Annotated in this window: 30 protein-coding genes; 11 read left to right on the forward strand and 19 right to left on the reverse strand. The window is 55.4% G+C overall.

Annotated elements, in window-relative coordinates:
* A complete protein-coding gene (locus HY36_RS02870) occupies positions 1–1008 on the reverse strand; it encodes a LacI family DNA-binding transcriptional regulator (protein WP_035547897.1) in 1008 nt (335 codons plus the stop codon).
* Between the two features lie 247 nt (positions 1009–1255).
* Here HY36_RS02870 and HY36_RS02875 point away from each other — a divergent pair, with 247 nt between their 5' ends.
* Positions 1256–3199: a sodium:solute symporter family protein gene (locus HY36_RS02875; protein WP_035547900.1), complete on the forward strand. Its 1944-nt coding sequence runs from the start codon at positions 1256–1258 to the stop codon at positions 3197–3199.
* Positions 3196–5601, forward strand: coding sequence for a glycoside hydrolase family 3 protein (locus HY36_RS02880; RefSeq protein WP_051602426.1), 2406 nt, complete (start codon positions 3196–3198; stop codon positions 5599–5601). The genes HY36_RS02875 and HY36_RS02880 overlap by 4 nt, the downstream gene beginning before the upstream one ends.
* Before the next feature lie 9 nt (positions 5602–5610).
* Here the strand turns inward: HY36_RS02880 and HY36_RS02885 are convergent, their stop codons facing one another.
* Positions 5611–6771, reverse strand: a complete 1161-nt coding sequence (locus tag HY36_RS02885) for an AI-2E family transporter (protein ID WP_051602427.1) — start codon at positions 6769–6771, stop codon at positions 5611–5613.
* A gap of 120 nt (positions 6772–6891) precedes the next feature.
* Positions 6892–7065 (reverse strand): DUF1328 domain-containing protein, encoded by a 174-nt coding sequence (locus tag HY36_RS18065; protein WP_034814608.1) that lies wholly within the window; start codon positions 7063–7065, stop codon positions 6892–6894.
* 165 nt (positions 7066–7230) lie between these two features.
* Between HY36_RS18065 and HY36_RS18070 the strand changes: the two genes are divergently transcribed.
* On the forward strand, positions 7231–7392 hold the full coding sequence (locus tag HY36_RS18070; RefSeq protein WP_081805988.1) for an entericidin A/B family lipoprotein: 162 nt from the start codon (positions 7231–7233) through the stop codon (positions 7390–7392).
* Positions 7393–7817: 425 nt separating this feature from the next.
* Positions 7818–8081: a hypothetical protein gene (locus HY36_RS18310; protein WP_155841653.1), complete on the forward strand. Its 264-nt coding sequence runs from the start codon at positions 7818–7820 to the stop codon at positions 8079–8081.
* Between the two features lie 57 nt (positions 8082–8138).
* Here the strand turns inward: HY36_RS18310 and HY36_RS02895 are convergent, their stop codons facing one another.
* Genes HY36_RS02895 through HY36_RS02905 form a run of 3 tightly spaced genes read right to left on the reverse strand, consistent with a single transcriptional unit; the run spans position 8139 to position 10612 of the window.
* Positions 8139–9827 carry a sensor histidine kinase gene (locus HY36_RS02895; RefSeq protein ID WP_155841655.1) on the reverse strand — a complete coding sequence of 563 codons (1689 nt, stop codon included), beginning with the start codon at positions 9825–9827 and terminating at the stop codon, positions 8139–8141.
* On the reverse strand, positions 9817–10413 hold the full coding sequence (locus HY36_RS02900; protein WP_035547904.1) for a sigma-70 family RNA polymerase sigma factor: 597 nt from the start codon (positions 10411–10413) through the stop codon (positions 9817–9819). Before HY36_RS02900 ends, HY36_RS02895 begins: the two co-directional genes overlap by 11 nt.
* A gap of 10 nt (positions 10414–10423) precedes the next feature.
* Entirely contained in the window at positions 10424–10612 is a 189-nt protein-coding gene (locus HY36_RS02905; protein ID WP_035547906.1) for a NepR family anti-sigma factor, read from the reverse strand.
* 165 nt (positions 10613–10777) lie between these two features.
* Here HY36_RS02905 and HY36_RS02910 point away from each other — a divergent pair, with 165 nt between their 5' ends.
* Complete coding sequence (locus HY36_RS02910; protein WP_035547909.1) at positions 10778–11569, forward strand: response regulator; 792 nt, start codon at positions 10778–10780, stop codon at positions 11567–11569.
* A gap of 78 nt (positions 11570–11647) precedes the next feature.
* On the opposite strand, the gene HY36_RS18315 is transcribed toward HY36_RS02910, so the two are convergent.
* Positions 11648–11791, reverse strand: coding sequence for a hypothetical protein (locus HY36_RS18315; RefSeq protein ID WP_155841657.1), 144 nt, complete (start codon positions 11789–11791; stop codon positions 11648–11650).
* Between the two features lie 57 nt (positions 11792–11848).
* A complete protein-coding gene (locus tag HY36_RS02915) occupies positions 11849–12610 on the reverse strand; it encodes a Crp/Fnr family transcriptional regulator (RefSeq protein WP_241764131.1) in 762 nt (253 codons plus the stop codon).
* Positions 12611–12746: 136 nt separating this feature from the next.
* On the opposite strand from HY36_RS02915, the gene HY36_RS02920 reads away from it, so the two are divergent.
* Genes HY36_RS02920 through HY36_RS02930 form a run of 3 tightly spaced genes read left to right on the forward strand, consistent with a single transcriptional unit; the run spans position 12747 to position 14151 of the window.
* A complete protein-coding gene (locus HY36_RS02920) occupies positions 12747–13046 on the forward strand; it encodes a DUF883 family protein (protein WP_035547912.1) in 300 nt (99 codons plus the stop codon).
* Between the two features lie 3 nt (positions 13047–13049).
* On the forward strand, positions 13050–13448 hold the full coding sequence (locus HY36_RS02925) for a hypothetical protein (RefSeq protein WP_035547915.1): 399 nt from the start codon (positions 13050–13052) through the stop codon (positions 13446–13448).
* A 55-nt stretch (positions 13449–13503) separates the two neighbouring features.
* Complete coding sequence (locus HY36_RS02930; RefSeq protein ID WP_035547918.1) at positions 13504–14151, forward strand: hypothetical protein; 648 nt, start codon at positions 13504–13506, stop codon at positions 14149–14151.
* Between the two features lie 5 nt (positions 14152–14156).
* Here the strand turns inward: HY36_RS02930 and HY36_RS02935 are convergent, their stop codons facing one another.
* The 6 genes from HY36_RS02935 to HY36_RS02960 form a co-directional block, all read right to left on the reverse strand.
* Positions 14157–14756 carry an RNA polymerase sigma factor gene (locus tag HY36_RS02935; protein WP_051602429.1) on the reverse strand — a complete coding sequence of 200 codons (600 nt, stop codon included), beginning with the start codon at positions 14754–14756 and terminating at the stop codon, positions 14157–14159.
* Positions 14757–14778: 22 nt separating this feature from the next.
* Positions 14779–14964, reverse strand: coding sequence for a NepR family anti-sigma factor (locus tag HY36_RS18860; protein ID WP_162175936.1), 186 nt, complete (start codon positions 14962–14964; stop codon positions 14779–14781).
* A 196-nt stretch (positions 14965–15160) separates the two neighbouring features.
* A complete protein-coding gene (locus HY36_RS02945; protein ID WP_035547923.1) occupies positions 15161–16039 on the reverse strand; it encodes a 3-hydroxybutyryl-CoA dehydrogenase in 879 nt (292 codons plus the stop codon).
* A gap of 136 nt (positions 16040–16175) precedes the next feature.
* Positions 16176–16592 (reverse strand): GtrA family protein, encoded by a 417-nt coding sequence (locus tag HY36_RS02950; protein WP_035547924.1) that lies wholly within the window; start codon positions 16590–16592, stop codon positions 16176–16178.
* Positions 16593–16744: 152 nt separating this feature from the next.
* On the reverse strand, positions 16745–17674 hold the full coding sequence (locus tag HY36_RS02955) for an electron transfer flavoprotein subunit alpha/FixB family protein (protein WP_035547926.1): 930 nt from the start codon (positions 17672–17674) through the stop codon (positions 16745–16747).
* Positions 17674–18420, reverse strand: coding sequence for an electron transfer flavoprotein subunit beta/FixA family protein (locus HY36_RS02960; RefSeq protein ID WP_035547930.1), 747 nt, complete (start codon positions 18418–18420; stop codon positions 17674–17676). The genes HY36_RS02955 and HY36_RS02960 overlap by 1 nt, the downstream gene beginning before the upstream one ends.
* Positions 18421–18675: 255 nt before the next feature.
* Between HY36_RS02960 and HY36_RS02965 the strand changes: the two genes are divergently transcribed.
* From HY36_RS02965 to HY36_RS02975, 3 genes are all read left to right on the forward strand, one after another.
* A complete protein-coding gene (locus tag HY36_RS02965; RefSeq protein ID WP_035547933.1) occupies positions 18676–19434 on the forward strand; it encodes a YebC/PmpR family DNA-binding transcriptional regulator in 759 nt (252 codons plus the stop codon).
* Between the two features lie 114 nt (positions 19435–19548).
* Positions 19549–20169: a hypothetical protein gene (locus tag HY36_RS02970; protein ID WP_035547935.1), complete on the forward strand. Its 621-nt coding sequence runs from the start codon at positions 19549–19551 to the stop codon at positions 20167–20169.
* 5 nt (positions 20170–20174) lie between these two features.
* Positions 20175–20486, forward strand: coding sequence for a winged helix-turn-helix domain-containing protein (locus HY36_RS02975; protein ID WP_035547937.1), 312 nt, complete (start codon positions 20175–20177; stop codon positions 20484–20486).
* Between the two features lie 3 nt (positions 20487–20489).
* On the opposite strand, the gene HY36_RS02980 is transcribed toward HY36_RS02975, so the two are convergent.
* The 5 genes from HY36_RS02980 to HY36_RS03000 form a co-directional block, all read right to left on the reverse strand.
* Positions 20490–20933, reverse strand: a complete 444-nt coding sequence (locus HY36_RS02980) for a GNAT family N-acetyltransferase (protein ID WP_081805990.1) — start codon at positions 20931–20933, stop codon at positions 20490–20492.
* A gap of 75 nt (positions 20934–21008) precedes the next feature.
* The gene (gene lpdA / locus HY36_RS02985; protein ID WP_035547942.1) at positions 21009–22415 is read right to left on the reverse strand and encodes a dihydrolipoyl dehydrogenase; all 1407 of its coding nucleotides are present in this window, start codon (positions 22413–22415) and stop codon (positions 21009–21011) included.
* 97 nt (positions 22416–22512) lie between these two features.
* Entirely contained in the window at positions 22513–22878 is a 366-nt protein-coding gene (locus tag HY36_RS02990) for a hypothetical protein (protein ID WP_035547944.1), read from the reverse strand.
* A gap of 62 nt (positions 22879–22940) precedes the next feature.
* Complete coding sequence (locus tag HY36_RS02995; RefSeq protein WP_162175937.1) at positions 22941–23579, reverse strand: hypothetical protein; 639 nt, start codon at positions 23577–23579, stop codon at positions 22941–22943.
* A 73-nt stretch (positions 23580–23652) separates the two neighbouring features.
* Complete coding sequence (locus HY36_RS03000; protein WP_035547949.1) at positions 23653–25305, reverse strand: trypsin-like serine protease; 1653 nt, start codon at positions 25303–25305, stop codon at positions 23653–23655.
* Positions 25306–25350: the final 45 nt, after the last annotated feature.

The following is a 25350-nucleotide window of genomic DNA, read 5'->3' on the forward strand; positions in this document are numbered from 1 at the left end:
CTATTCGCCGCAAATGTTCTGAACACTGCTTCGAATAACCAATTCGGTTGGCAGCATCTCGTGGACAACAGGCATGTCCTGTCCCGTCAGCATGTCCGACATCAGAGCCATGGCAACCTCTCCAATCTTTTCGGCCGGCTGCATCACTGTCGTCAGCGGCGGTGTGCAGTATTTTCCGAACTCGATGTTGTCGAACCCGGAAATCGAAAGGTCTCCTGGCAAATCATAGCCGAGGTCATGGGCTGCGCGGATCGCCCCAATCGCTATCTCGTCGCTCATGCAGAACAATGCCGTCAGGTGTCGCGCTCGAGAGAGCAATCGCTGCGCCGCCTGCTCTCCCCCGCCCATGGAGTATGGCGCGTACTCAACGATCGTATCATCGAAATCCAGGCCCGCATCTGCGATAGCATCCTTAATCCCCTTCAATCGCTCTTGCGTGACGAGGCGGTTTTGAAGACCAGCAATCACCCCAATGCGACGATGTCCTTGTGCGATGAGATGACGTGCCATCATGGCAGAGGATGATCGGTCATCAATTCCCACGGTCGGATACGCGCCACGGGGATCAGCGCTAATCGCCTGCACAAATGGTATCTGAGCATGCTCTTCATTGGGTAGAAGTTCGTTCAATGGTCGCTCCCCCAACTGGATCAAGCCATCGGCGCGATAAGTCTGCACCATTTCGATTCCGACCCGCTCAATATCCATATCGTCTCCAGTGTCAGAGACGACAAGATTGAGCTTTGACTCGACCGCGCCACGTTCGATTCCGGATACCACTCGCGCGAAAAACACGTTGGCAATGTCTGGTACCATGACCAAAACTGTGTTGGTCCGCTTTTCTCGGAACAGCTGCGCTAGTGAACTTGGTTTGTATTTGAGATCGGTTGCTGCCGCCAATACGCGCGCCAATGTATCCTTTGACAGTTTTGCCGGATCAGAAAACGCCCGCGATACCGTCGCCGGGGAAACCCCTGCACGTCGGGCCACATCTCGAATCTGTGCCATGCGCGCCCTCCCCCGGACACCATTCAATTACCCACGCTCTATCGCGGAAACTGGCGTGCCGCGTGCAGAGCCAGCCTCCATCAAACACTATCAATCCTTGCAATGAAACCGGTTGTATAGAATGCTCTGTCGTAAAGGTGTTCACAGAATGATGCCGTAGGCAGTCCATCGGACTGGAAGAAAGAAAGAGATCGCGGTGTCTGCCCTGAAAGAAAGCGGGGCTGGTCTGCACTCGGGGGAGCAACAGATGGCTCTGCATGCGATCGATATCGCTGTAATTGCGGCCTATATCGGTTTGACATTGATCCTCGGATTCTGGATTTCCAGCCGCGCCAAGGCTGGCATGCGGAGCTATTTTCTTGGCGGAAACCGCCTGCCCTGGTATGCGCTCGGCTTATCGAACGCCTCAGGAATGTTCGATGTCGCTGGCACAATGTGGCTCGTCTCCATCCTGTTTGTATATGGCCTTAAGAGCATATGGATCCCCTGGCTGTGGCCAGTTTTCAATCAGATCTTCCTGATGGTCTTCCTGTCGATATGGCTCAGGCGCTCGGGCGCCATGACGGGGGCAGAATGGATTACGTTTCGCTTCGGAGACGGAACTGCCGCGCGGCTTAGCCACCTCATCATCGTCCTCTTCGCTCTTATTCTGGTTTTGGCTTACATGGCGTACGGATTTCTTGGCATCGGAAAGCTCGCCGCCCAATTCATCCCGTTTGATCTAGCCACCACGCTGCATCTCGATGTCTTTTTGCCGCGGTCTCTTCAGGTAGCGGGACTTTCCGGCGACGACTTGCTCCAGCGAAACGCCATGATGAGCGGGCTGAACGAGAAAGCCTACGGCGTCTGCTTCATTATCCTGACCTCACTCTATGTCATCAAGGGTGGGATGTATTCGGTGGTCTTCACAGAGGTTCTTCAGTTCGTCGTGATGACACTGGCGAGTATCGGCGTTGCGGTGATCGCGATGATGCATGTTTCGCCAGATATGCTGGCAGCCGCCATTCCCGAAGGCTGGACGAGTCCGTTCTTTGGTTGGGAACTTGGCCTGGACTGGGCAGAGTTGATGCCATCAGCGAACGCGAAGATCGCAACGGAAGGCTACTCCCTTTTTGGGATATTCTTCATGCTGGTTTTGCTGAAAGGCGTCTTCACATCGCTCGCAGGGCCCGCGCCAAACTACGACATGCAAAGAATTCTATCCGCACGCTCTCCCGTCGATGCAGCCAAAATGAGCGCGCTCGTAAGTGTGGTCCTGAACTTGCCTCGATATCTTTTCGTCACCGGCCTAACGGTTCTCGCGCTTGTGTATTTCAGTCCGTATCTGAGAGAAATGGGGCCAGATGCAGATTTCGAATCTGTCCTGCCCTTTGCTCTGAAAGAGTTTATCCCGGCTGGTCTGTTAGGCCTAACGCTTGCCGGCCTCCTGGCAGCATTTATGTCTAGCTTCGCGGCGCCGCTGAACGCTGCTCCCGCATACATCGTCAACGACATTTACAAAAAGTATTTCCGTCCGAACGCCCCGGAGAAGACTTATCTGAGGATGAGCTATATCACGTCCACGATATTCGTCATTCTCGGGACAGTTTTCGGCTTCTTTCTAACCAGCATAGATATGTCCATCAAATGGATCACCGCTGGCCTGTATGGCGGGTACACCGCTGCAAATGTCGTCAAATGGTATTGGTGGCGAATGAACGGGTACGGCTATTTCTGGGGAATGCTGACCGGAATTATTGCTGCGCTCGCGTTGGGCCTTCCTCAGATCGACATTAACCCGCTCCACGCCTTCCCATTCTTCTTTGCCGCCTGCTTGGTTGCTGTGATCGTCGGATCCTTAATGACACCTGCAACCAATATGGAAACTCTGGAAGAGTTTTATCGAAAGACCCGCCCTTGGGGTCTCTGGAAACCCGTTTCAGATTCACTTGCCGCCAAGGGCCAGTCCGTACCCGAGAACTCGAACATGGGAAGAGACCTTCTGAACGTAGCCATTGGCATAATCTGGCAAACAGCGTTGATCTGCACACCGATCTTCCTGGTGATTCAGGATTGGACGAAACTCTCCATCTCAGCCCTCATCGTCATTGTGACCAGCTTAATCCTGAAAGCAAACTGGTACGATCGGCTGGAAGATGACGCTACGCCCCCAGAGAGCCCGGTAACTTCACTCTCTGAGGCTCAAGCATGACGGATGCTCATCCCGCATCGCTGGATCTCTCTCTCTGGCCGCCATCCGGAGCGCCGAATCTGAAATGTCCACGAACCGAACGACTGATAACAAGTATTGTTGAATGGCTGACTCCAGCCCAGAAAGTGGGTCAAATCATTCAGGCCGACATCGCGTCAGTCTCACCGGACGATGTGGCAAAGTATCATCTGGGGTCAGTACTGAACGGAGGAAACTCCGCACCCGGTCGAAGGCAGAACACGCCCCTTTCGGATTGGCTCAATCTGGCCGATGAATTCTGGGAAGCTTCCATGAGCGCCGACGGCCCTAGAATACCGATTCTATGGGGAACCGACGCCGTTCACGGACACAACAACATTGCAGGGGCGACCATATTCCCTCACAACGTCAATCTTGGTGCGGCTAGAGATCCGGACCTTGTTGAAAGAATTGGTGCCGCCACCGCATTGGATGTTCGCGCGTCCGGCATGGACTGGACCTTTGCGCCTTCCATCGCGGTGGCTCAAGATATCCGGTGGGGACGAACGTATGAGGCCTATTCTGAATGTCCCCAGCTTTGTGCCGACTTGGGGGCTGCTCTTGTGCGCGGACTTCAGGGTCTGCCCAATCAATCTGAATTTCTCGGTCCTGAGAAAATCATTGCGACAGCAAAGCACTTTCTGGGAGATGGCGGCACTCGGAATGGGACTGATCAAGGCGAAACAATAGCAACGGAAGCAGAGCTGAGAGATGTGCATGCCAGGGCCTACTATTCTGCGCTTGAGGCGGGCGTGCAAACAATCATGGTATCGTTCTCCAGTTGGGGCGGACGAAAGATGCATGGCCACAAGCCCCTTCTAAGCGACCTACTAAAAGCGCATCTGGGCTTCGATGGAGTCATCATAGGTGACTGGAACGGTCACGGACAGATTGTCGGAGCAACTCCCACCAATTGTCCCGACGCATTAATGGCTGGCCTCGATATCTACATGGCGCCTGACAGCTGGAAGGAACTTCATGCATCGCTTCTGCGCCAGCTGAATTCCGGTGAGATCAGCATGGAGAGACTGGACGATGCTGTTCGGAGAGTTCTCCGACTCAAGTTTCGGGCTGGCATTTTCTCGGCCCCTAAACCCAGCGCACGACCCGGCGCTGCGATGGGACGTCGCCCAACATTGGCGAACCACGCAAAGCTTGCTGCCGAGGCCGTTCAGAAGTCTGCCGTGCTCCTGAAGAACCGGCACCAAACACTTCCACTGAATCCCGTGAAACATGTTCTGGTTGTCGGCAAAGCTGCAGACGACTTGGGAACACTTTGCGGCGGCTGGACACAGTCATGGCAAGGTGGACGCCTTCAACAATCCGACTACCCTCACGCCGAAACTCTGCTCAACGGAATTCGGCGAGTCGTAAAGGCCGCTGGAGGACACGTTACGTATGCAATCGGCGGCGAATTTTCAGAACGCCCGGATGTTGCGATATTCGTTTTCGGTGAATCTCCCTATGCTGAGTTTCGGGGCGACAGGAAAAGTCTGGAATACTCTGCGCCTGATAGTCGAGAGTTAGAGATCCTGAGACAGTTGAACCAAGACGGCATACCCGTGGTATCGGTGTTCATCTCCGGGCGCCCCCTCTGGACCAACCATCACCTGAACGCTTCTGATGCGTTTATCGCCGGATTTCTCCCAGGCACACAGGCTGGCGCCTTGGCCGATCTCATTTTCTCCAATGGCGTTCTCGACTTCACAGGAAAGCTACCCTTTGCGTGGCCTACTGACACAAATCGGCCTGCGTATCGCGACGGTCAGAAGGACTCATTTTTCACGTTCCCTTGGGGCTACGGCCTCGGCCTGCGTGAACCCGGCGACATCCCGAGTTTGAATGAACACAGCGGGCTCTCCACCGCCGATGACCTGACTGTGTTTCAGAAAGGCGTAACAGGTCCGAATTGGTCTATCAAACTCGGAAAGGACGGCTCAGCCCAAGCGTGGACCGGCGGCGAAAGAACAAGTGAAGATCAATCCCTAACAGCAAAGACCACAGATGTCGGACAACAGGAAAACGCCATCAATTGCACGTGGCACGGGTTCGAATCCTGCCTGTCATTCTATCATTCACCGCTGGATCTCTCACGTGAATTGAATGCAGGGTTTGGCTTCACTCTGATCGCATCGCGCGACTCGACTAATTATGAGAGTATTCGACTTCTAGCCTTGTCTGGAGATAGATGGTCTGACATCGGCCCATTGGGCGAACTCATGGTCTGGTCTGACGATGAAACACTTATCGTATTCGAAATATTGCTTCAGCATCTTCAAAAGGCCGGCACAGATTTGACTTGCTTGCAGGCTTTGGCGTTCTCAGGACGCGATGGCGCACATTTGACCATGCTCCATTTAGCCGTAGAAATGCCGCGCACCTGACGCCAGAAGTTAGCTCTGGTCTGGTACGGAGTCCTTCTTCTGCCTGAACACAAATTTCATCAAACGAGAATCCGAACTGGATAGATCATCCCGGTCGCCGAGAAACTTTCCGAAGCTCTCCAGCCCCTCGACGTTGTCTGACACAACTTTCGCCATGAGAAGTATTGGCGTCGACAGCAGCATGCCCATGAAAGACCAGACCCACGCCCACAACGCGAATGAAATGAATACAACAACCGCGTTGAGTTTCAGACGCTTTCCGACCAGTATGGGAGTAAGCAACTGGCCTTCGATTGTATTGAGGACCCAATACATAAATGCTGGCAGCAGAGCTTGAGCGGTGTTGTCGAAAGTTACAAGTCCCGTCACGAGCGTCACTGCGATGCCACCGATTGAACCAATGTACGGAATGTAGTTCAGCAAGAATGCACCGAGACCGAATAATACCGCGTTCGGCATTCCAAGAGCCCACATAACGCAGCCAATGAGAACTCCGAGAGCGGCGTTAATGGCTGTTATTGTGAATAGATAAGTTGAAAGCTGGTTCTCTATTGTACGCGCCGCCGCAAGAGCTCTACGTTTATCCTTCAGCTTTGGCATCACCTGAACCAGCTTTTCGTAGAACATGTCGCCTGACGCGATGAAAAAGAAGCACAGCGTTATGGTAATGACCAGCTGACTGATTACTGCTGGAGTCGCCTGCGTCATTACACTGACGAACCCAGGTTCGCGCAACGCAACAGTCTGCTGCTCTCCCTGCTTTGTCAGGGCCTCAATCTGATCTCCGGCTTTCAACACCGGCTCTATCGTTCCGAAAAGACCACTAAGCTCTCGACGAACTTCTTCCGCGAACGTCGGCGCATCGCTGACATATTCTTGCAAGGCTTCGGATATAAAGAAAAACAGCGTTCCAAGTATGATCATGAGACTTATCATGATGATACCCGCCGCAGCGCTCGGCGGAATACCAATCCCTCCCAAGGCTCTCCTCACGGGAGAGAACGTCAAGGCCAAGACCAATGCGGTGATGATCGGCACAAAGACGCCTTGCGCTACGCTGAGGGTTCCGAGCGCAAGAATCCAAAAAATTCCGGTAACAGCCCAATTGCGAACAACGTCGTGTTTGCCATCGGCGCCAGACCGGTCGAGTTTGTTGTCGTTTGCCGGCACTCGCGTCTCCTCGGGATACGAATAAGCTACGCGTCAATGCCTGCCAAAGTTCCTCAGCTGAGCGACATATAAAAAAAGGCGCCACAACTGTGACGCCTTTCTACTCTATCTCGCACTCCATCAGGTTACGTTTCGACCACGCACAGCCCTTGCAACGAATGACAGCACGAGAAGCACAAGGAATACGAAGAACAGAATTTTGGCGATACCTGCTGAAGCGCCGGCAATTCCGCCGAATCCCAGAACAGCAGCAATAAGTGCCAGAACGAAAAATGCTATAGCCCAACCGAGCATGATGACTACTCCTTCTTTGTAGAAACAGATCGGCGCGTTGCCGATACGATGCCTAACCAACTTGGAAAGCGCGAGATAAGTTCCACACTATTTTTTCGACCGGATGCGGAACCCGTATCGCAAATCGACGTTGTTTGACTGTTCGAATTAGAAAGGACACAGATTATGAGAAATACAATGAAAATCGCTAGCGTCGGCGCTCTCGGCGCACTCGCAACCCTCCTTGCAGCTTGCAACACGGTCGACGGGGTTGGCAAAGACGTTGAAGCAGGTGGAGAAGTGATCCAAGATGCTTCCAATGAAGTTAAAGAAGACATCAACGACTAAGTTGGTTCTTAACTACCTGAATAAGCGCGCTCCTAGGGGCGCGCTTTTTTCGTACTTTCATAAGAATCCTGAACCGAAGTTTTCCGACAATGGGCGTTACTTGCCAGACGGCAGCAATAGGACGCGGGATGCTCTTCGACACTGAAGCCGGCCGCATTTGTTCCAGGCACAGGAACAAACCTGACTGAGCGCCACGATCACCATAGACAACACCGCGCTTACCTTACCGATCCCAATGAGTCGGAACAGCACTTTCAGGTTTGCAGAAAGACCTTGATTGGCACAAGGAGCATCAATTATCAGGCGGGGCATATTGGAACTCATACCCTTCAAACGCCGCCCTTCGCTGACGGTTCCCATCTCAGCTCGACGGAACATGCGATCAACTACTGCGTTGAACCCTCAGCTACCGAGGACGAAGAAATATGAGAAACTCCATTTTTGCCGCCGCTGCTCTATCAGCAAGCATGTTAAGTGCATGTAATTACGATAGCCAATCACATGGTGTGGAAACACCAGACGCAGAGGTATCGAACCCAGTTGAGGAAGAAATGCAAGAGACAGGCGAAAGCCTGCGGGACGCTGCAGATAATGCAGCCGAGGAGATCGAAGCAGCCAGCGAAGAAGCTGAGAATGCGGTCAACGAGGCTGGTGAATCGATGACTGAATCTACCGATATTCCACAATAGTTTCGAACTACCGCCAAAATCGAAGCCCGGACATGGTCCGGGCTCTTTGCTAAGATCTCAAAGGTCCATCACCAAGCGGTGAGAACATCCTTGACCTGGTTTGGCTTCCGTCGTGAACTCCGCCGAAAGCTGTCTCGCAAAAGCAACCATCAGCTTTGACCCAAGACCAGAGCTCCCATCCTTCACCTCATATCCGAGCCCTGTATCCCTTATCTCAAGAGTAACAGTTTCGGAATCAGCGGTCAGATTTACTGCAACTTCGCCGCCATCTTCCTCAAATGCATACTTCATCGCATTTGTGACCGCCTCGACAATGAACAAAGCCATCGGAATTGCATCATCTGCGTCACGCTGAATATCATCATAGGTCTGAACAAGATTGATACCAGATTCGGTCATTCCCAACGCATCCGAAAGATGGTTCAGCAGCCCGGTCAAGAATGGGCGCATGTCAACGCTCTCCAGTCGCTCGTTCTGGTAAAGTGTCTGATGCACAATTGCCAAGGCATCGATTCTATGTCGCGTTGCGGAAATAGCTTCTTTGGCTTGCGGATCTTTTAGCTGGCGCCCTTGAAGGTTCAAGAAACTCGTTACGATCTGGAGGTTGTTTTTCACCCGATGGTGAATCTCTTTCACCGCTGCATCGCGGGTCGCAATCGCTTCTTTCAGATCCCGGTCCCGGTGATCGATATCCTGCGCCATCACTTCCATCGCGCGGGCCAGGCTTCGGATTTCAGAGGGCGCATCAGAGAACGAGTTGCCCGCTTTGAACTGATATCTACCCGCACCGTATATACGGACCGTGCGCGTCAGTCTGGAAATCCAGCGAAGTACAAGCCCGTCAATCGCCAGCCACGCCGACAAGAGCGTTACGGCAAAGGCGAGAAGGGGCAAACCGAAGGATGTTGCAGGGCGTACAAAAAGGTCATTCCATAAGCCATATGACGGTCTCGCTATCACCGCGTAGATGTTCGAGTCTCCGACGGGTCGAAGGGCTACGTCAACGGTGCTTACGTCAGTCTCGTCCGCCCGGAACAATTGTGCATCGCGAGTTTCGTTCACCGCTTCGATCCATTCTTCCGGAATGGACGTAATGGGCGTATCTCCGAACACACGTCCTGTTTCGTCGGCAATCGCGAGCGAAACGGATTCTGGCAAATACCCCGTGCGGACAAGGTTTGCCAGATCGACTGCACCCAGCGCAAATGTGTTTATTCCAGTGAACTCGCCCGTTTCGTTTTCGACGCGCTTGTTCAAGGCGAACAACCATTCTTCACTTGCGGATCCAAAGAAGGCATCACTTCGCGCAAAAGAATCTCCGCCAGAGCGGAGACGATCATGCAAGACCTGATTCTCACGACTTAGTTTGGGAGAACCGACGGCGGCGCAGATCACGTCACTCTTTTCGTCGAATGCGACAACATTCGTGAGAGACGGAATATACTCGATCAGCTCGTTATACACCCCACTACATTCTCCGGCTGATAGCCGCGGCTCGTAGAGAGATAGCAACAACTCCGCCTGCTGAAGCGATTGATTCACGCCATCAATTGCTGCGCCAGCCACGATCACCAGGTTCTGAGCCTGGCTCTCCCGTACGTCGCTGGCGTCGATGTAGGCTTTAAAGGCGGACAAGAGCAGGACAGGCGTTAGCGCCGCGGCAAGCGTCAGGACGAGCTTGTTCCGGAGCGGCGCTGCACTTGGGGGTGCGCTATCTGACTCTATTACTTCTTGATCATCCGACACCGGCAATATCGTCCGCCTGCCGCATGATGTCGTTGAATGCGTCCTCTGCCTTCATGTTGGAATCATCGCTGAAACCTGCGCCATTCGTCTCAAGGATCTCAACGATCGCCTTGCGCGCACGAGAAACACGGCTCTTGATAGTTCCGACAGCAACACCACAAATTTCCGCAGCCTCTTCGTAAGGCAGCCCGCCCGCTCCAACGAGAATCAGCGCCTCCCGCTGGTCGATCGGCAACATGCCCAGCGCATTGCGCATGGCCAAAAGGTCTATCGAGTCTGAAGGATTGCTGTTGGAGACCAGTGTAGCTTCTGCGACTTCGGGGTCGAGCGGCGTTCGCCGCCAGGAACGGCGCTTTTCGGAATAAAACACGTTGCGAAGAATGGTGAAGGCCCACGCCTTCATGTTCGTCCCGGCCTGGAAGGATTCACGCGCATTCCACGCTTTCAGCATTGCATCCTGGGCCAAGTCGTCGGCGAGGGTTGCATCACCGCACAGGCTGCGGGCAAATGCGCGCAAGTGCGGGATCAGCTCGGCCAGCTCGCGCTTGAATTCCGCGTCGCTCAGCTTTTCCTTATTGTCTGTCATGGCCGCCCCCTCAGGATTTGTCTGAGGTTGAAGATGGGCGAGCCTTGTCAGCTTCTTCGAGAAGCCGAAGAAACTCGTCCGGAACATCTTCTTGCGCAACTTCGTCGTACACGCGCCGCAATTGTTCACCAATGCGCTGCGTCCGCCTCTTGCTTCCGAGGTCGGATTTGACGGCGTTTGTGCGTCCGGTCTTGTCCATTCCGTCTAAACTATCCTGATTCACGATCCAAATACCTACTATATGAGTCTAATCCATAAACCTACAGGCAGCGTAAAAGTTCCAACAAAGTGCAGTTTTTTGCACTATGGTGGAACCTAGACGGGTTTCAGGAATTATTAATGCGGTCCCAGAAGAGAGGTTCCCATGAGTTTGGTACAATCCTTCGCCCCCCATTTGCCGTTTCTTCGGCGATACGCGCGGGCACTAACCGGCAGTCAAGATAGCGGCGACGCTTACATTCGCGCATCCCTGCAGGCACTCGTCGAAAATCCTGATATTGTTGAGGATTCTGAAGATCCGAGACTTTCCCTGTATCGTTTCTTCCATGTTATCTGGGGAACGACAGGCGCACAATTGGAAGGCAAAGCTGCTGCGTCCAGTGACCCGGCGGACACACGCCTTCAATCGCTAGCCCCAATTCAGCGTCAGGCTTTCCTGCTGACAGCACTCGAAGGCTTTTCTGCCTCCGAAGCGGCCTACATTCTCGGAATTTCCGATGATGAGCAGCGCATGCTTGAACAAGACGCGCAAAAAGAGATCGAAAGCGAACTGGCCACGAAGGTCCTCATCATCGAGGATGAGCCGATCATTGCGGCAGACCTAGAAAGCCTTGTCGAAGATCTCGGTCACACCGTCACCGGCATTGCCACGACCCACCGTGAGGCGCTTTCTCTCTTCGGCGCCGACCTGCCTGGGCTCGTGCTTTGCGACATCCAATTGGCCGATGGGTCCTCAGGCATTGATGCGGCCCACGATATTCTTGCCGACCACGATGTTCCAATCATCTTCATTACAGCCTTCCCCGAGCGACTGCTCACCGGCGAACGTCCAGAACCAACCTATCTGATTCCAAAGCCGTTCCAGGAGAATACTGTGAAGGCCGCGATCGGCCAGGCGCTCTTTTTCCATCCTGCACACAACAAGGTGGATGCTTGATCCCAACATCTGGCGATCAACAAAAGGCCGCTCCCGACAAGTCTGGAGCGGCCTTTTTTGTATGTGATTGGAGATCGTCTAGGCCGTAATAGCGAAGGCGAGCAACATTCCGATAAGAGCGATCACGATGCCAATCGCCATAACATTCAACAGGCCTGTTCGGCGGCGGCCCTGACGGGCTTCTGTTGTTGATACTTCTTTTTCTTTGTGAGTAGTTTGCATCTTATTCTCCAGTAATTGAAATCGGGACTATTGGCGTCGAGCAGGGCTTTTGAATCTTCAGCGGACGACACCATTCTCCATTCGAGCTCCATTCAGCGCGCGTTCCGCCAGCTCAGGTTGAGCTACAAAATCCAGCTTCCGCATGTGCAGATAGTCTGTATCGAACTGCGACAGGGCGGTGAGGCGATCCCGGTCCAGAATCGTTATTTGTCCCCGCGATTCATCGATCAGCCCCGCGCGGCGGAGCGCAGACATGGTTCGAGATACATGCACAGGTGTCAGTCCCAGCGCATCTGCCATGTCCGTGCGCGTAAGGGGCATCGGCAAGTGAACTTCAGAACCGCCCATCGCCGCATGCATGCGCCGCTGTAGCTCCAGCAGAAGATGCGCAATGCGTTCTTTGGCTGATCGGCGACCGATGCGGACAATCTGCTCCCTGAGGATCGACTCCTCCTGGACCGACGCCCACCAGAAAGCGGATGCTATATCCGCATTGCTTCTCAGACAGTGAATAAATTGCTCTGCGCTTACGGCCTGCACCGCCATCCGAGTCAAGGCAGTCACGGAATGATCGGCTTCCACACCCGCCACAACCTGCAAGTCAAAGACATCTCCAGGCAGCATGAAGTTGACAATTTGCCGGCGACCGTCGTCCAGGGTTCGGTACCGGATCGCCCAGCCATCTTTCACGAAGTACATGTTGCGGGGTTTCTCCCCCACGCGAATGATGTCCTCATTCGCGTGGAAGACGCGCGACCGTAGATCAAGATGGTCAAACCGCTCCCACACATCAGGCGGGAGGGTAACATACCGGGACAATCTGTTTCTGAAAGCATCCATGTGATCAGAACGTAGATGTGGTGTAATTGTTCCTCTTCACAAAACTGATCCAGTTGGAGGAACAAACTCGGCGTCTGGTCGTTTGTATTATGTATCCCAATACAGGAGATTAATCGTGAATACCAAGACGGCGAGTACGCTCAAAGCTGGAACCGAAAATGACTACGCAGCCCTGAAAGACGACATCGCGATGCTGCGCAGTGACCTCAAAAATGTCATGGAGGACGTCCGTGGACTTGCAAAAGTCAAAGCTCAAGCAGGAGTGGAGAAAGGCACGGAGTTTGCCGAGAAGGCATCTGGACAATTCAAGGAGACACGGGGCGAAGTTGAAGCTGAAATTCGCAAGAACCCGTTTGCTGCTGTTGGAATCGCCTTCGGTGCTGGACTGATCCTCGCGATGATGCGAGGCAAATAATCTATGGATGCGACCAAGCTCAGGCTGTTCGCGGCAGTCGCCGGAATCGTCAGCGGTTTCGGCGGCATGCTTGCACTTTCCGTTGCAGGCGTGCTCGCCTTATCTTCCGTCATCGGACTGATCGCGGCTTGCTTTACGGTCGCGGCCCTTCTGATCGGCATAGCCGCCCTCATGCTATATATCTTTCTCCTGCCATACCGGAAATCCTCCGAGGAGATTGATGATCTGGAAGAGACGACAGCGAACGCCCTGGCAGATCTTCCATTCGACACCTTGAAGTCACTCGTTCAAAAATATCCCGTATCTGTGTCGGCTGGCGCAATGTTGCTTGGGTACACCCTCGTGAGGGATCCCAAAACAGCGACTCGGCATGCGCAACGACTTCTGCTCGGATTGCTATAGAAGATCGCTCCCATAAATCTCAGACAAGCTGCCGAATTCTTCCTATATTGGAGAGATGAGATCATTCTTCCTCATAGCTTCTGCCGTTGGCGCAGGCTTGGCATTCGGACGCCGCTACCTTGAAAAAGGAGTGTCGTCGCAGAAAAATCAGGCAATCGAAGCTGCCGCAATCGAAACACGCCGACGCATCAAGCGTCATGCTGACGACTTCCTGAAGAGGAGCTTTCGGGCATTCGCAATTGCCACAGGTATCAAGCTCACGCTGCTGATCGCACTGTGGGGGCTCGCGCACTATGGAGCGCTGGAGCGTCAGCACTTTGTCTTGAGCGTCTCGGTCGTGCTCGGGCTGTTCCTTATCAGGGACATCTGGGTGTCGTGGCCGTTTGTTCGTCTGGGCCTTACGGAGTTAGCGCGCTATGGATGGCGACCCAAGCTGGCCTTGAGCGAGGTTGTCGCGGGACATGTATTTCAGCAGGTACTGACTGAAGCCCAAGCCGCGCCCGCGACTCGCACTTCGAAAATCATGCTGATGCTGGCGGGGCAATCGCGAGAAGGTCTGGAGCAGGATATTGCAAGCTCAGTCGCCGCAATTGCGCGGAATACTACCTGGTCGGATTTGCGTCCGTTCCTGATTTCGGCCGGCATAAAGACCGGGGCGCTCATGGCACTTTATTCGGTCAGCGTCTTCTTGCTACTCGCTTGAGCTCACTAGGCCGCACGAGCCATCAGGCCTTCAGCATACATTACCAACCCGTTGAGCGTCGAGCGATCCATATCATCTTGGCCCCCATCATTGGAAATGACCGGTATGAGACCATTGAGACCGTCCATCAGTACAGCACGAGCTCTGTTCACCCGGCTTTTGATCGTGCCCGGGGAACAATTCATTATCGCGCCGGCTTCCTCATAGGTGAGACCAGCCGCGAGAACCAGAATGACGGCATCCCGCTGCTTCAGCGGTAGCGCGTAGATAGCCTGAATTGCATGAGACGCTTCGCTTTGAAGTTCGGCAGACGTGTAGTCCACGAGCGTCTCTTCCAGGAATTCAGACTCCACGTCCACATTCCGCCACGCACGGCGACAATGCTGAAGGTATTCATTTCTGACGATCCGCAGGATCCAGGGCCTCATCTGCGCAGTGCGGTCGAACGTATCCGCAGCGCTCCACGCCTTTAGACAGGCCGATTGTACAATGTCATCGGCAAGCGTTGCATCATTGCACAGGCTACGCGCGAAGGCTCGCATCTGCGGCAAGAGCGCTTCCAGCTCATCCACGAAAGACCAGGATTCGTTGATTGTCTCTGTCATTAGCGTAGTCCCACCCGCGCGATTATTTCTTTCTGGATTTTTCCGCTTGTCGCATTGTCTCTATCAAGTGCTGCAGCCTCAGCGGCACCGGCTCTGAGAGCACATCGGAGTAGAGACCGCGCAGCTGTTGTCCGAAGACGTGAGCCGACCTGCCGCCTGGCGATAAAGGCTTGCGGTCTCGCCGACGTTTCGAAGGTTTCGAGCTCATGGGAAGCGTTTATCCCGTCAGCTGCATAATAAACCATGAACGTGTCCCCTCATCCCAAGACGGGATACTTCCCCTAGAGTAAAGCACTCCGGGGTTAAGGAAACGAAAATAGATATCTCATTTTTTCAAGGTACTAAACAGCGCCTTGATGTTCCCTGGCCTGTAGTATTTGCTACAGAACTCGACCTTCAGGCGGTTAACGCGTCGGGACCGGCACATCTCCGGAATAGTCGTAGAAGCCCTTACCGACCTTCTTGCCGACCCAACCCGCCTCGACATATTTCACGAGAAGTGGGCACGGGCGATACTTCGTGTCAGCCAGACCATCATGCAGCACCTGCATGATGGACAGACACGTATCCAGACCAATGAAGTCCGCGAGGGTCAGCGGCCCCATCGGGTGGTTCGCCCCCAGGCGCATGGCCGTATCAATGCTCTCGACAGTGCCTACGCCCTCATACAGCGCATAAACGGCTTCGTTGATCATTGGCACGAGAATGCGGTTCACAATGAAAGCCGGATAGTCTTCGGCATTCGTCGTGGTTTTTTCCAGGCGTTCAGCAAATCCAATGGCCATGTCATAGGTCTGCTGATCTGTGGCCAGACCGCGAATAACCTCGACCAACTTCATCAGTGGCACTGGATTCATGAAGTGCAGGCCGATGAAGCGCTCGGGGCGATCCGTGACAGAAGCAAGTCGTGTAATGGAAATGGAGGACGTGTTGGTCGCGAGAAATGTACTGGCTGGCACAATCTCGCAAAGAGACTTGAAAATCTGTTCCTTGACTTCACGGCGCTCGGTCGCGGCCTCGATGACCAAGTCTGCAGCTTCATGATCCTTGAGAACAGTTGTTGGCTTGATGCGCGCGATTGCAGCAGTCATTGCGTCCGGCTCGAATTGCCCACGACTGACTTGGCGGGCCATGTTGCGCTCAATGGCCTGCATGCCGTTTGCCAGCGCGTCTTCCGAAATGTCGCTCAGGACAACATTATAGCCTGCAAGCGCACTGACATGGGCAATACCGTTGCCCATCTGGCCCGCGCCAATCACACCAATCGTCTTCAGGTCTGTCATCTATCTCGTCCGGAACGTCGTAAAAGTCTGCAGTCATATCCTGTTTGTGCAGTGCGTCAAACACAAGTGCGACACGCAGTCAGACTAACATGGATTTCCGGCGCTTCTCCAACGCCGCTGCAAAACACGAACCTTGCTAATCTCGAAAAACAACGAACCTGTTGAGCACGAAATTGGCAGTGAAAGAGCAAGCGACACCGGCCAAGAAGTAGAGCGTCACCCAGATCCCCTCTGGGGCGCGCCATATCTCCAACGCGAAGATAACTGCGACCCTCAGGGCCCCCGATATCACCAGTACGACCAGATTTGCCACCAGCCGCCTTACGGACAGAGCGGAGGAACTTCGTCGGAAGGTCCAGAACTCGTGCACAAAGTAGAAAATCAGACCGACGACAAGAAACGACAATCCGGCAGCGACTGACAGAGCGAGGCCGAGCCCATGATGCAGGAAAAGCGTAGCGAGATAGTCAATCACCAGCGCAACGAGGCTGGCCAGAAAATATCTGACGCCTGCTTTCGCCGTTGACGATGTTTCCTGCTCAGCCGGTGTCACGATGCCCCTCGAGCGATTGTCCGATACGCGTGCGGCACGCCCACCGCACTCATCACACGTCTATAGAGCGGTTCGGCCTCGGCACCAGACATGAAAAAGCCCGCAGATCCATCTCGGAACTGCGGGCTTGTTGTCATGAGTGAGACGAGCGCCTAGAGGGCGTCTGTCAGTTCGGGCACAGCCGAGAAAAGGTCTGCGACCAGGCCGTAATCGGCAACCTGGAAGATCGGGGCCTCTTCATCCTTGTTGATCGCCACGATGATCTTGGAGTCCTTCATGCCAGCAAGGTGCTGGATCGCGCCGGAGATACCAACAGCAACATAAAGTTCCGGAGCAACGATCTTGCCCGTCTGGCCGACCTGATAATCGTTTGGTGCGTAACCAGCATCCACTGCAGCGCGGGATGCACCCACAGCCGCTTCCAGCTTGTCAGCCAGTGGCACGATCAGGCGATCAAACTCTTCCTTCGATCCGAGAGCGCGGCCACCGGACACGACGCGCTTGGCGCCTGCCAGTTCCGGACGGTCAGATTTGACCATTTGCTCCGACACGAATTCGGATTTGAAAGGACCAGCTGGCGCTTCGGTTGTTTCCACCGATGCGGAACCATCTTCGCCTGCCGCGTCAAACGCCGTTCCGCGAACGGTAACGACTTTCTTCGCGTCGGAAGACTTCACGGTCAGGATCGCGTTGCCAGCATAGATTGGGCGCTCGAATGTCTCGGAGTCGATCACGTCGGTGATGTCGGACAATTGCATCACATCCAGCTTTGCAGCGATACGCGGCGCGACGTTCTTGCCCATCGTCGTGGCGGGAATGAACACGGCGTCATAGCCATCCATCATCGGAACCACGAGTGCTTCCATGGCTTCCGCCAGTTGTTTGGCAACCGACGCACCATCAGCGTGGACCACCTTGCGGACACCGGAGATTTTCGCAGCCGAAGCCGCAACATCGCCAGCGCCTTCACCGGCAACCAGGACATCAACGTCGCCGCCAAATTTGGCAGCAGCCGTCACCACCTTATGGGTGGCGTCGTTCAGGGCCGCATTGTCATGTTCAGCAATAACCAGAACAGCCATTAGATCGCTCCTGCTGATTTGAGTTTCGAAACAAGCGTCGCAACGTCTTCGACCTTTTCACCGGCTTCACGGACCGGCGGCTCGGTGACTTTCACAACCGACAGACGTGGCGAGATATCGACGCCATAATCACCAGGCGCCTTCTCATCGATCGGCTTTTTCTTGGCTTTCATGATGTTTGGCAGCGATGCATAGCGCGGTTCGTTCAGACGAAGGTCTACCGTGACAATCGCTGGCGTTGCCAGCTTCACTGTCTGCAGACCGCCATCGACCTCACGAGTCACCGTTAGGGCGTCGCCGTCCTTCTCGATCTTGTAAGCGAAGGTGCCTTGCGGCCAATCCAGCAGAGCGGCCAGCATCTGGCCTGTCTGGTTGGAATCGTCGTCAATAGCTTGCTTGCCGAGAAGAACGAGATCCGGGCTTTCGTCGGCAACGACTTTTGCAAGAATTTTCGCGACAGCCAGCGGCTCAACGGTTTCGTCGGTGTTGATCAGGATTCCGCGGTCGCCGCCCATGGCCAGTGCGGTGCGGATAGTTTCCTGAGCCTGTTTCGGGCCGATAGACACGATAACGACTTCAGTTGCCGTTCCGGCTTCCTTCATGCGAACCGCTTCTTCGACCGAAATTTCGTCGAATGGGTTCATCGACATTTTGACATTGGCGAGATCGACGCCCGTCTGATCGGGCTTTACCCGAACCTTGACGTTATAGTCGATCACGCGTTTGACGGGCACCAGGACCTTCATACAACCGCTCCAGACATTTGTTGGAATTAAACTAGCGTGGGGTGTGCCTAACGCCGACAAATCAAAGACGCAAGGTTGACGTTGACGTAAGTGTCAATTTGGCGCGGAAAAATTTGCAAAAGCCTCTGTGTTCCGTCGCCGCACCGCAAATCTTTGCCCTGGATCACCCTCTGCACAAGGGGAGCTTGGCCGAAATGCAAACCTGCGCTAAACGCCTCCCTTCTCCTGAACCAGACCAAATTCGACGAGGGCGCCATGGCAGGCCACAGTAAATGGGCAAACATCCAGCACCGCAAAGGCGCACAGGACAAGAAGCGCGCCGCGCTGTTTTCCCGACTGTCCAAGGAAATCACGATCGCATCCAAAATGGGCGGGCCAGATCCGGACGCCAATCCACGCCTGCGCCTGGCCATTCAGAACGCCAAGGGCCAGTCGATGCCCAAGGACAATATCCAGCGCGCGGTCGATAAGGGCCAGGGCGGCGGCGGCGAAGATTATGTCGACATTCGTTATGAAGGGTTTGGCCCTGGCGGTGTCGGCATCATTGTCGAGGCCTCCACCGACAACAAGAACCGGGCGGCAACCGAAGTCCGTACAGCTTTCTCCAAGAATGGCGGCAATCTTGGTGAGACGGGATCAGTCTCTTTCAGCTTTGATCAGGTTGGCGAGATCCACTATTCGCCAGAGGCCGGCTCCGACGATGAAATCATGGAAGCTGCCATCATGGCTGGCGCGCAGGACGTTGAGTCCGATGATGACGGCCACTGGATCTACACTGCTCGCGAAGACCTGCAGACGGTCGCGGACGCACTGGTCGAACATTTCGGGGAAGAGGTCGAAGCCAAGTCGACCAAACTGATCTGGAAACCACAGAATACCATCCCGGTCGAAGGACAGGCCGCTGACACGCTGATGAAGCTGTTGGACGTGCTCGACGATCTCGATGATGTCGCCAACGTTTACGACAATTCGGAATTATCCGAAGCGGAAGTTGCTCGCCTCGCCGAGAGCTGATCCCACCAGTTCTGCCACAGGATAATCATTAAAGCCGCAAGCTATCATGGCCTGCTTGACTTTTCTGTTTATCAATATACTTTGTATTTTAAAGTTATTTGTGGAGACAAAAAAATGAGCCCTCAATCTCTGACTGATGATCTCGCTTACGTGCGCGACCTTGCCGAAGCGGGCCAGAAAGCCCCTCTGCTAGGTGGACGCTTCCTGGCGTGGTGGGGCGGCCTGACGACGTTCGCTTATTTGGGTCATTACGCGATTTCGACGGGCATGTTCGGTTTGCAACCCGTCGCCTTCGCCGCGCTCTGGGTCGGCTATATCGTGATCGGTATGGGGGGCATGTTCCTGATGCAAATGCGGTTCTCCGGCCATAAGCCAGGCGCCGCTTCGGTCGGCAATCAGGTGTCGCGTATTGTATGGCAGGCGTCGGGATGCTTCCTCGGCGCGTACTTCACAGGTGCATTTCTCGCCGCTCTGCTGGGGCAAGGGACTGGCGCCTTCATGTGGTCCGTTCCAATGGTGATTGGTCTATATGGGCTTGCGCAATTCGTGTCTGGCGAGATGGCGCAGAACAGGGTTCTGTCCATCAGCGGCACCGCAGCCATCGCGAGTACGGTGCCGGCCGTCCTGCTTATGAATACGCCTTACATCGTGCTGCTCGGCTCAGCCGTCGCCGCCATCAGTGTGTTCCTGCCAGGCATATTGCTGATGCGGAATGAACCGTCGGAGACGGTGTAAACGCAATGTCAGGCGAAAACCCCTTCGATCATAATGACATTGATGACGTCATTCACGGCCGTTTGCGGCTTGGCATCATGGCCTACCTCTCAAGTGTAAGTCCGGCGATCTTTGGCGAACTTCGCGACAAGGTCGGCGCGACAGATGGAAACCTCTCTACACATCTGCGGAAGCTGGAAGAGGCGGGATACATCGAACTGGAAAAGCGTTTCGTCGGCCGGAGGCCGCAGACCCGTATTCATCTGACGAAGTCCGGCCGAGCCGCATGGCTTGCCTGGCTCGACAGGATGCAAGCCCTGATGCGGGCGGCGGAATAGGTCCTACGGCCCGATCAGGCGGATCTGTTCTGCGCTTGCCTCACCCGCGCGGGCGAAGACTTTCCAGCCCAGCTTTTCATACGCGTCCCGCGCCGCTGTGTTCTGGGCGTCCACATCCAAGATCAATGCCTGCCCCATCCTGTCGCGGCCAACATGTAGCAAGCCTCGAGCGACACCGCACAAGCGCCAGTCATTCGCGACGAACAAATGGTCCACATAGCCAGTATCCGGACGCAATGTCATGAACCCGATCACGCCAGCTTGCGGCTCTTCCGCGACAAGGGCCATGGCCGTCGGCAGGGTATTGAACAATTGTCGTAAATAGGGCGCGGCAGGCCCGCGCCACGGGAACTCCCTCAAACACTCCCGAAACACCTGATAGCACGGACGATAGTCCCTGCGCTCGAAGTCGCGGATATGCCAGCCAGCTCCAGAATGTGTGTACATGCAAAAAAGGGTGGGCCCGAACAGCAGCCGGGTCCACCCTTTAATTCAGATCCAATCTGACGAAATGCCAGTTGCCTACATTTGCATCGTCCAGCCCTCAATGCCCATTGCAGCCTGACGGACCGCTTCGGAAAGGGTGGGGTGCGCATGACAGGTGCGGGCGATGTCTTCGGACGCCGCGCCGAATTCCATCGCAACGCAAACCTCGGCGATCAGTTCGCCGACACCTACGCCAACCATGTGAACACCGAGGATCTTGTCGGTTTTCTTGTCGGCCAGCATTTTGACGAAACCGTCCGTCTCGTGGTTCGTCCGCGCGCGCGAATTGGCCATGAAGGGGAACTTGCTCTTCACATAGTCCACGCCAGCCTCTTTCAGCTGTTCCTCGGTCTGACCGACCCAGGCCATCTCAGGTTTCGTGTAGACCACGCTTGGAACAAGCTCGTAATTCACATGACCGGCCTTGCTAGCGATCAGCTCGGCAACCGCGACACCGTCATCTTCTGCCTTGTGGGCCAGCATTGGTCCGTGGATACAGTCACCAACCGCCCAAACGCCGTCAGCCACCTTGAAATGGCCGTCTGTGGTTTGCACCACACCGCGCTTGTCAGTTGTTCCACCGACTGCCTCCAGGCCCAGGCCTTCGGTATATGGCTTGCGACCAATTGCGACGATTACAACGTCCGCATCCAGCGTCTCGCTGTCGCCACCTGCTGCAGGCTCCATGCTGAGCTTCAGCTTGGACTTCAGCTTTTCAACGCCAGTCACTTTCATGCCAAGTCGGAAATTGAGACCCTGTTTCTTGAAGATCTTCTGCGCTTCCTTTGCCACATCGGCATCGGCGCCGGGCATGATGCGATCCAGATATTCGACAACTGTCACCTCAGAGCCCAAACGCGCCCAGACGGACCCCATTTCGAGGCCGATCACACCGGCGCCAATCAGAACCAGGCGCTTCGGAATGGAGGTCAGCGACAGCGCGCCGGTATTGGTAACAACACGCTCTTCATCAATCTCGATGCCCGGTAGATTGGTCGGCTCAGACCCGGTCGCAATTACGATGTTCTTCGTGTCCAGCGTCTGGGTCTTGCCATCAAGACCTTTGACCTCGACCTTGCCTTTTCCAAGGATCTTGCCGCGGCCCTTGATGTAGTCGACCTTGTTCTTCTTGAAGAGGAATTCGATTCCCTTCGTCAGACCGTCCACAGCCTCGGTTTTCTGGGCCATCATCTTGTCGAGATCGATCTCCAGCTTGCCGGTCTTGATGCCCATCGCTTCGAATTCATTCTGCGCTGTGGCGTAGAGTTCAGACGCGTGAAGCAGCGCCTTCGACGGGATGCATCCAACGTTCAGGCATGTACCGCCCAGAACACCGCGATCTTCGATGCAGACCGTTTTCAGGCCAAGTTGGCCAGCGCGGATTGCGCAATTGTAGCCGCCGGGGCCGCCACCGATAATGACGACGTCGTATGTCTCAGCCATGGGGAATTCTGCCTTGCTTAGAGGGCCCAGTAGGAATGAGCCGCCAAACTAGGCATTTTGCCCCTGAAATCAATGCGGCGGGGTCTGCAAGTTTGGTTTAGCTGCGTTTCGTTATCACAAGGCCCAGAAAGAGCGCCCACAGCACCGCGCTGATCACGGCCTCATCGGCCCACATCACCGAATCCGCACCCGCAAGGATCATAAGGCCGCCCAGAAGGCTGAATAACAAGATGCCGATCAGGGCGATCCAGCGCCCCATGCCCTTGCCCGCCAGAACCGCCAACCCGCCAATCAAAACCAAACCCGTCGCCAGCAGCCTCAACAGGCTGGTGGGGGGCTGCATCAAGGCATCCGACAGGCTGCTGCCCCGATTCACCAAGATATTGACTGCGGACACGCCGCCCCAGAATAGCCAACCGCCAATCAGTGCCAGTATCAATCCAATAGCACGCCTCACGCTCATCCCATTTCCTCCCATTCTGTTTTCAACAGAGGGTATGGCGGGCAGGACGCTGCAGCAAATGATTAGTGCTCAGCCGCGCGCCGTCGCTTTTCCTGAATCTTGCGGCCATGCAGTGCAAAACTGGCACGTTGGCGAGCTATTGCGGCGGGAACACGAGTGGGCTTCATCGGCATAGGCCTCTGGATTGCCTGTGGTGTCGGATCGCTCACCAGGATCGGTTGAGACAGAAGCACGGGCGCACTCTCTGCCGCGGCATCCTGTGGGCGCACTCGGCGCAATCTCAATTCCCAAACCGCGAGCATCAAAAGGAACGCCCCCGCACACACACCTGCAATTGCGCCTTCGGCGGCGCTCGGGTCATTCCACCAGCCCGGCTCAAAGGTCACGAGGTACAGGCACGGGATGCCCGCAAACAGGCCCATGACATACCAGAGCACACCGCCGGGGCGTTTCGCGGCGATCATTGCAGCTGAACAGTAGAAACAGAGCGCGGCCAGCAGGTAAGGCCCTCCATGCGCGATACCAAGCTCTCGCCAGTCGACGCTTTCCAGACCGCCCGCAATGTCATCCTGAACAATCCAGCTCATCGCCATCATGATCGAAGGCCAGCGCACAGCCGTCAGCGCGCCAAACGCAAAGGCGATCGCGTAAACTGTCAGCAGGATTGCGATAAGTCGGCGAAGCATTCCTTCGCGTAGCACGCGTACGGTAACCGCCCGCTGAACACGTTGTTGCAAATTTCATCGATTATTGTCGCAGTGTGTCGCCCGGTGTCTACTCGCTGTCGCTGCCGCAAATGCGGGAGTCGATACAATAGTTCAAAACGCCCATGGCCAGATGGGATTCGATCGGCGGCTGTTCATCGATTTCTTCAACTTCGGACGGCTCGGCCTCTGGCGCGGCAGTGGCCGCAGCGATCCGGAACAAGCCGCGCACGGGTTGCTGTTGTCGCAAGGCGGTGCGCACGAGTCGCGTGATGTAGTCCACCGGCGCATCTATCTGTTGAAATCCCTGCTGCGGAGAAACCGGCAGTTTCGCATCTTCGGGTACGACCATCGCGATCATGGATTGAGGGCCGAGCGGCGGGCCAGCCTTAAGCCCCGGTTCGCCGAATATGTCCCGGGCCAACAACACCGTCTCACCTGCCTCTCGGACCGGCCAGCGTCCCGCCGACTCAATCGGATTGGGATAAAGCTGGGTAAGGATCTGGTCGGCATTATAGTCAAACAGGACGAGCTTGCCGCGCACTGGCAGCGTGACTTTCAGATCCACCATCTGGCCGTTTTCCACCACGCTGACAGTGTCCCCCGCCGGTGTGACCAGCGAGATGGGCATATCTTTCACCAGCGTGTCGAAATCATGCTGAACGCTCGAGACCAGATCTGGGACACCGCGAGTAGGCGGCGGAACATCTGCGTAGGCGATGAAGTTCGCGTCCGGCACGTAAGAGCGTACCCAGTCGGCATAGGCAGAGACGCGTGTGTATGCGCCCGGACTGGCGGAGCGACCGCAACCTACGCCCCAGCTGACAACACCGATCTGGTAGGCGCAGCCATTCTTGTCGTACTTGACCAACGGGCCGCCGCTATCACCCTGACAGGCATCCTGGCCGCCTTCTTCCAGACCGGCACACACCAATGTTTCGTCGACGATCAGCGACTGGTACTCCGCCGGATAGCCTTCCAGCATCGACGCCCGCCGCAAGCGGGATTCACACACCGATGCGTTCACGGTCGGCGCTGATGTCTCCTGCAGAACGAGACTTGGCGCGGCGAGGGCGAAATTGCGCGCATTCTGCCACTTGGTGCGCTGACCGGGCTCGAGTTCTGCAAGATTGCCGAATCCTGCAACCCATGCCTCTTCGCCGGCCTGTGACAGGCGATCTGTCGTGGCATCCGCGGACAGTGTCGCGAGCGGCCCCTCCCAAGGCGTGTCGAGCTTCAACAGTGCAATGTCGGCGCCCTTGTAGATCTCTTCCGCGCCTTCATAGGCGGGGTGGGTGATGACCTCGGTGACAAAAGCGGCCTGTGAACCGTCCGGCGTGCGCCCCAGGTCTCCCGTTCCCAACTGAACGCGAATTGCAGCGACTTTCCGCTCTGATCCGCCATCCCCAGCCGGTTCATAGGCGAAGACCCGCCCACTCTCTTCGGATACGCGAAAGCCTTCGACACAATGGGCTGCCGTCAGCACCCATTCCTTCGAAATGGCCGCGCCCCCACAGACGTGGAACGTACCGCGCTGCATGCGCAGCTGAATAGACGCGATTCCGGGCCAGTTTGCGAGGTGGGCATTTACGCCGCCAACCACTTTCGCGCCGGTGGGCGTGTCCTCAACGCGGCACACCCGCTCCTGCGCTGTGGCGGTGAGGCCGCATGCCAGAGAGAGGGCGAAACTGCCCGCAACGATACTGGAAACTCTACGCAACATGTCACGTCCTCCCGTGTGGGAAGATTAACCATGCCTGCGCGAAAC

It is taken from the genome of Hyphomonas atlantica corrig. (assembly GCF_000682715.1).
GTDB classification, from domain to species: domain Bacteria; phylum Pseudomonadota; class Alphaproteobacteria; order Caulobacterales; family Hyphomonadaceae; genus Hyphomonas; species Hyphomonas atlantica.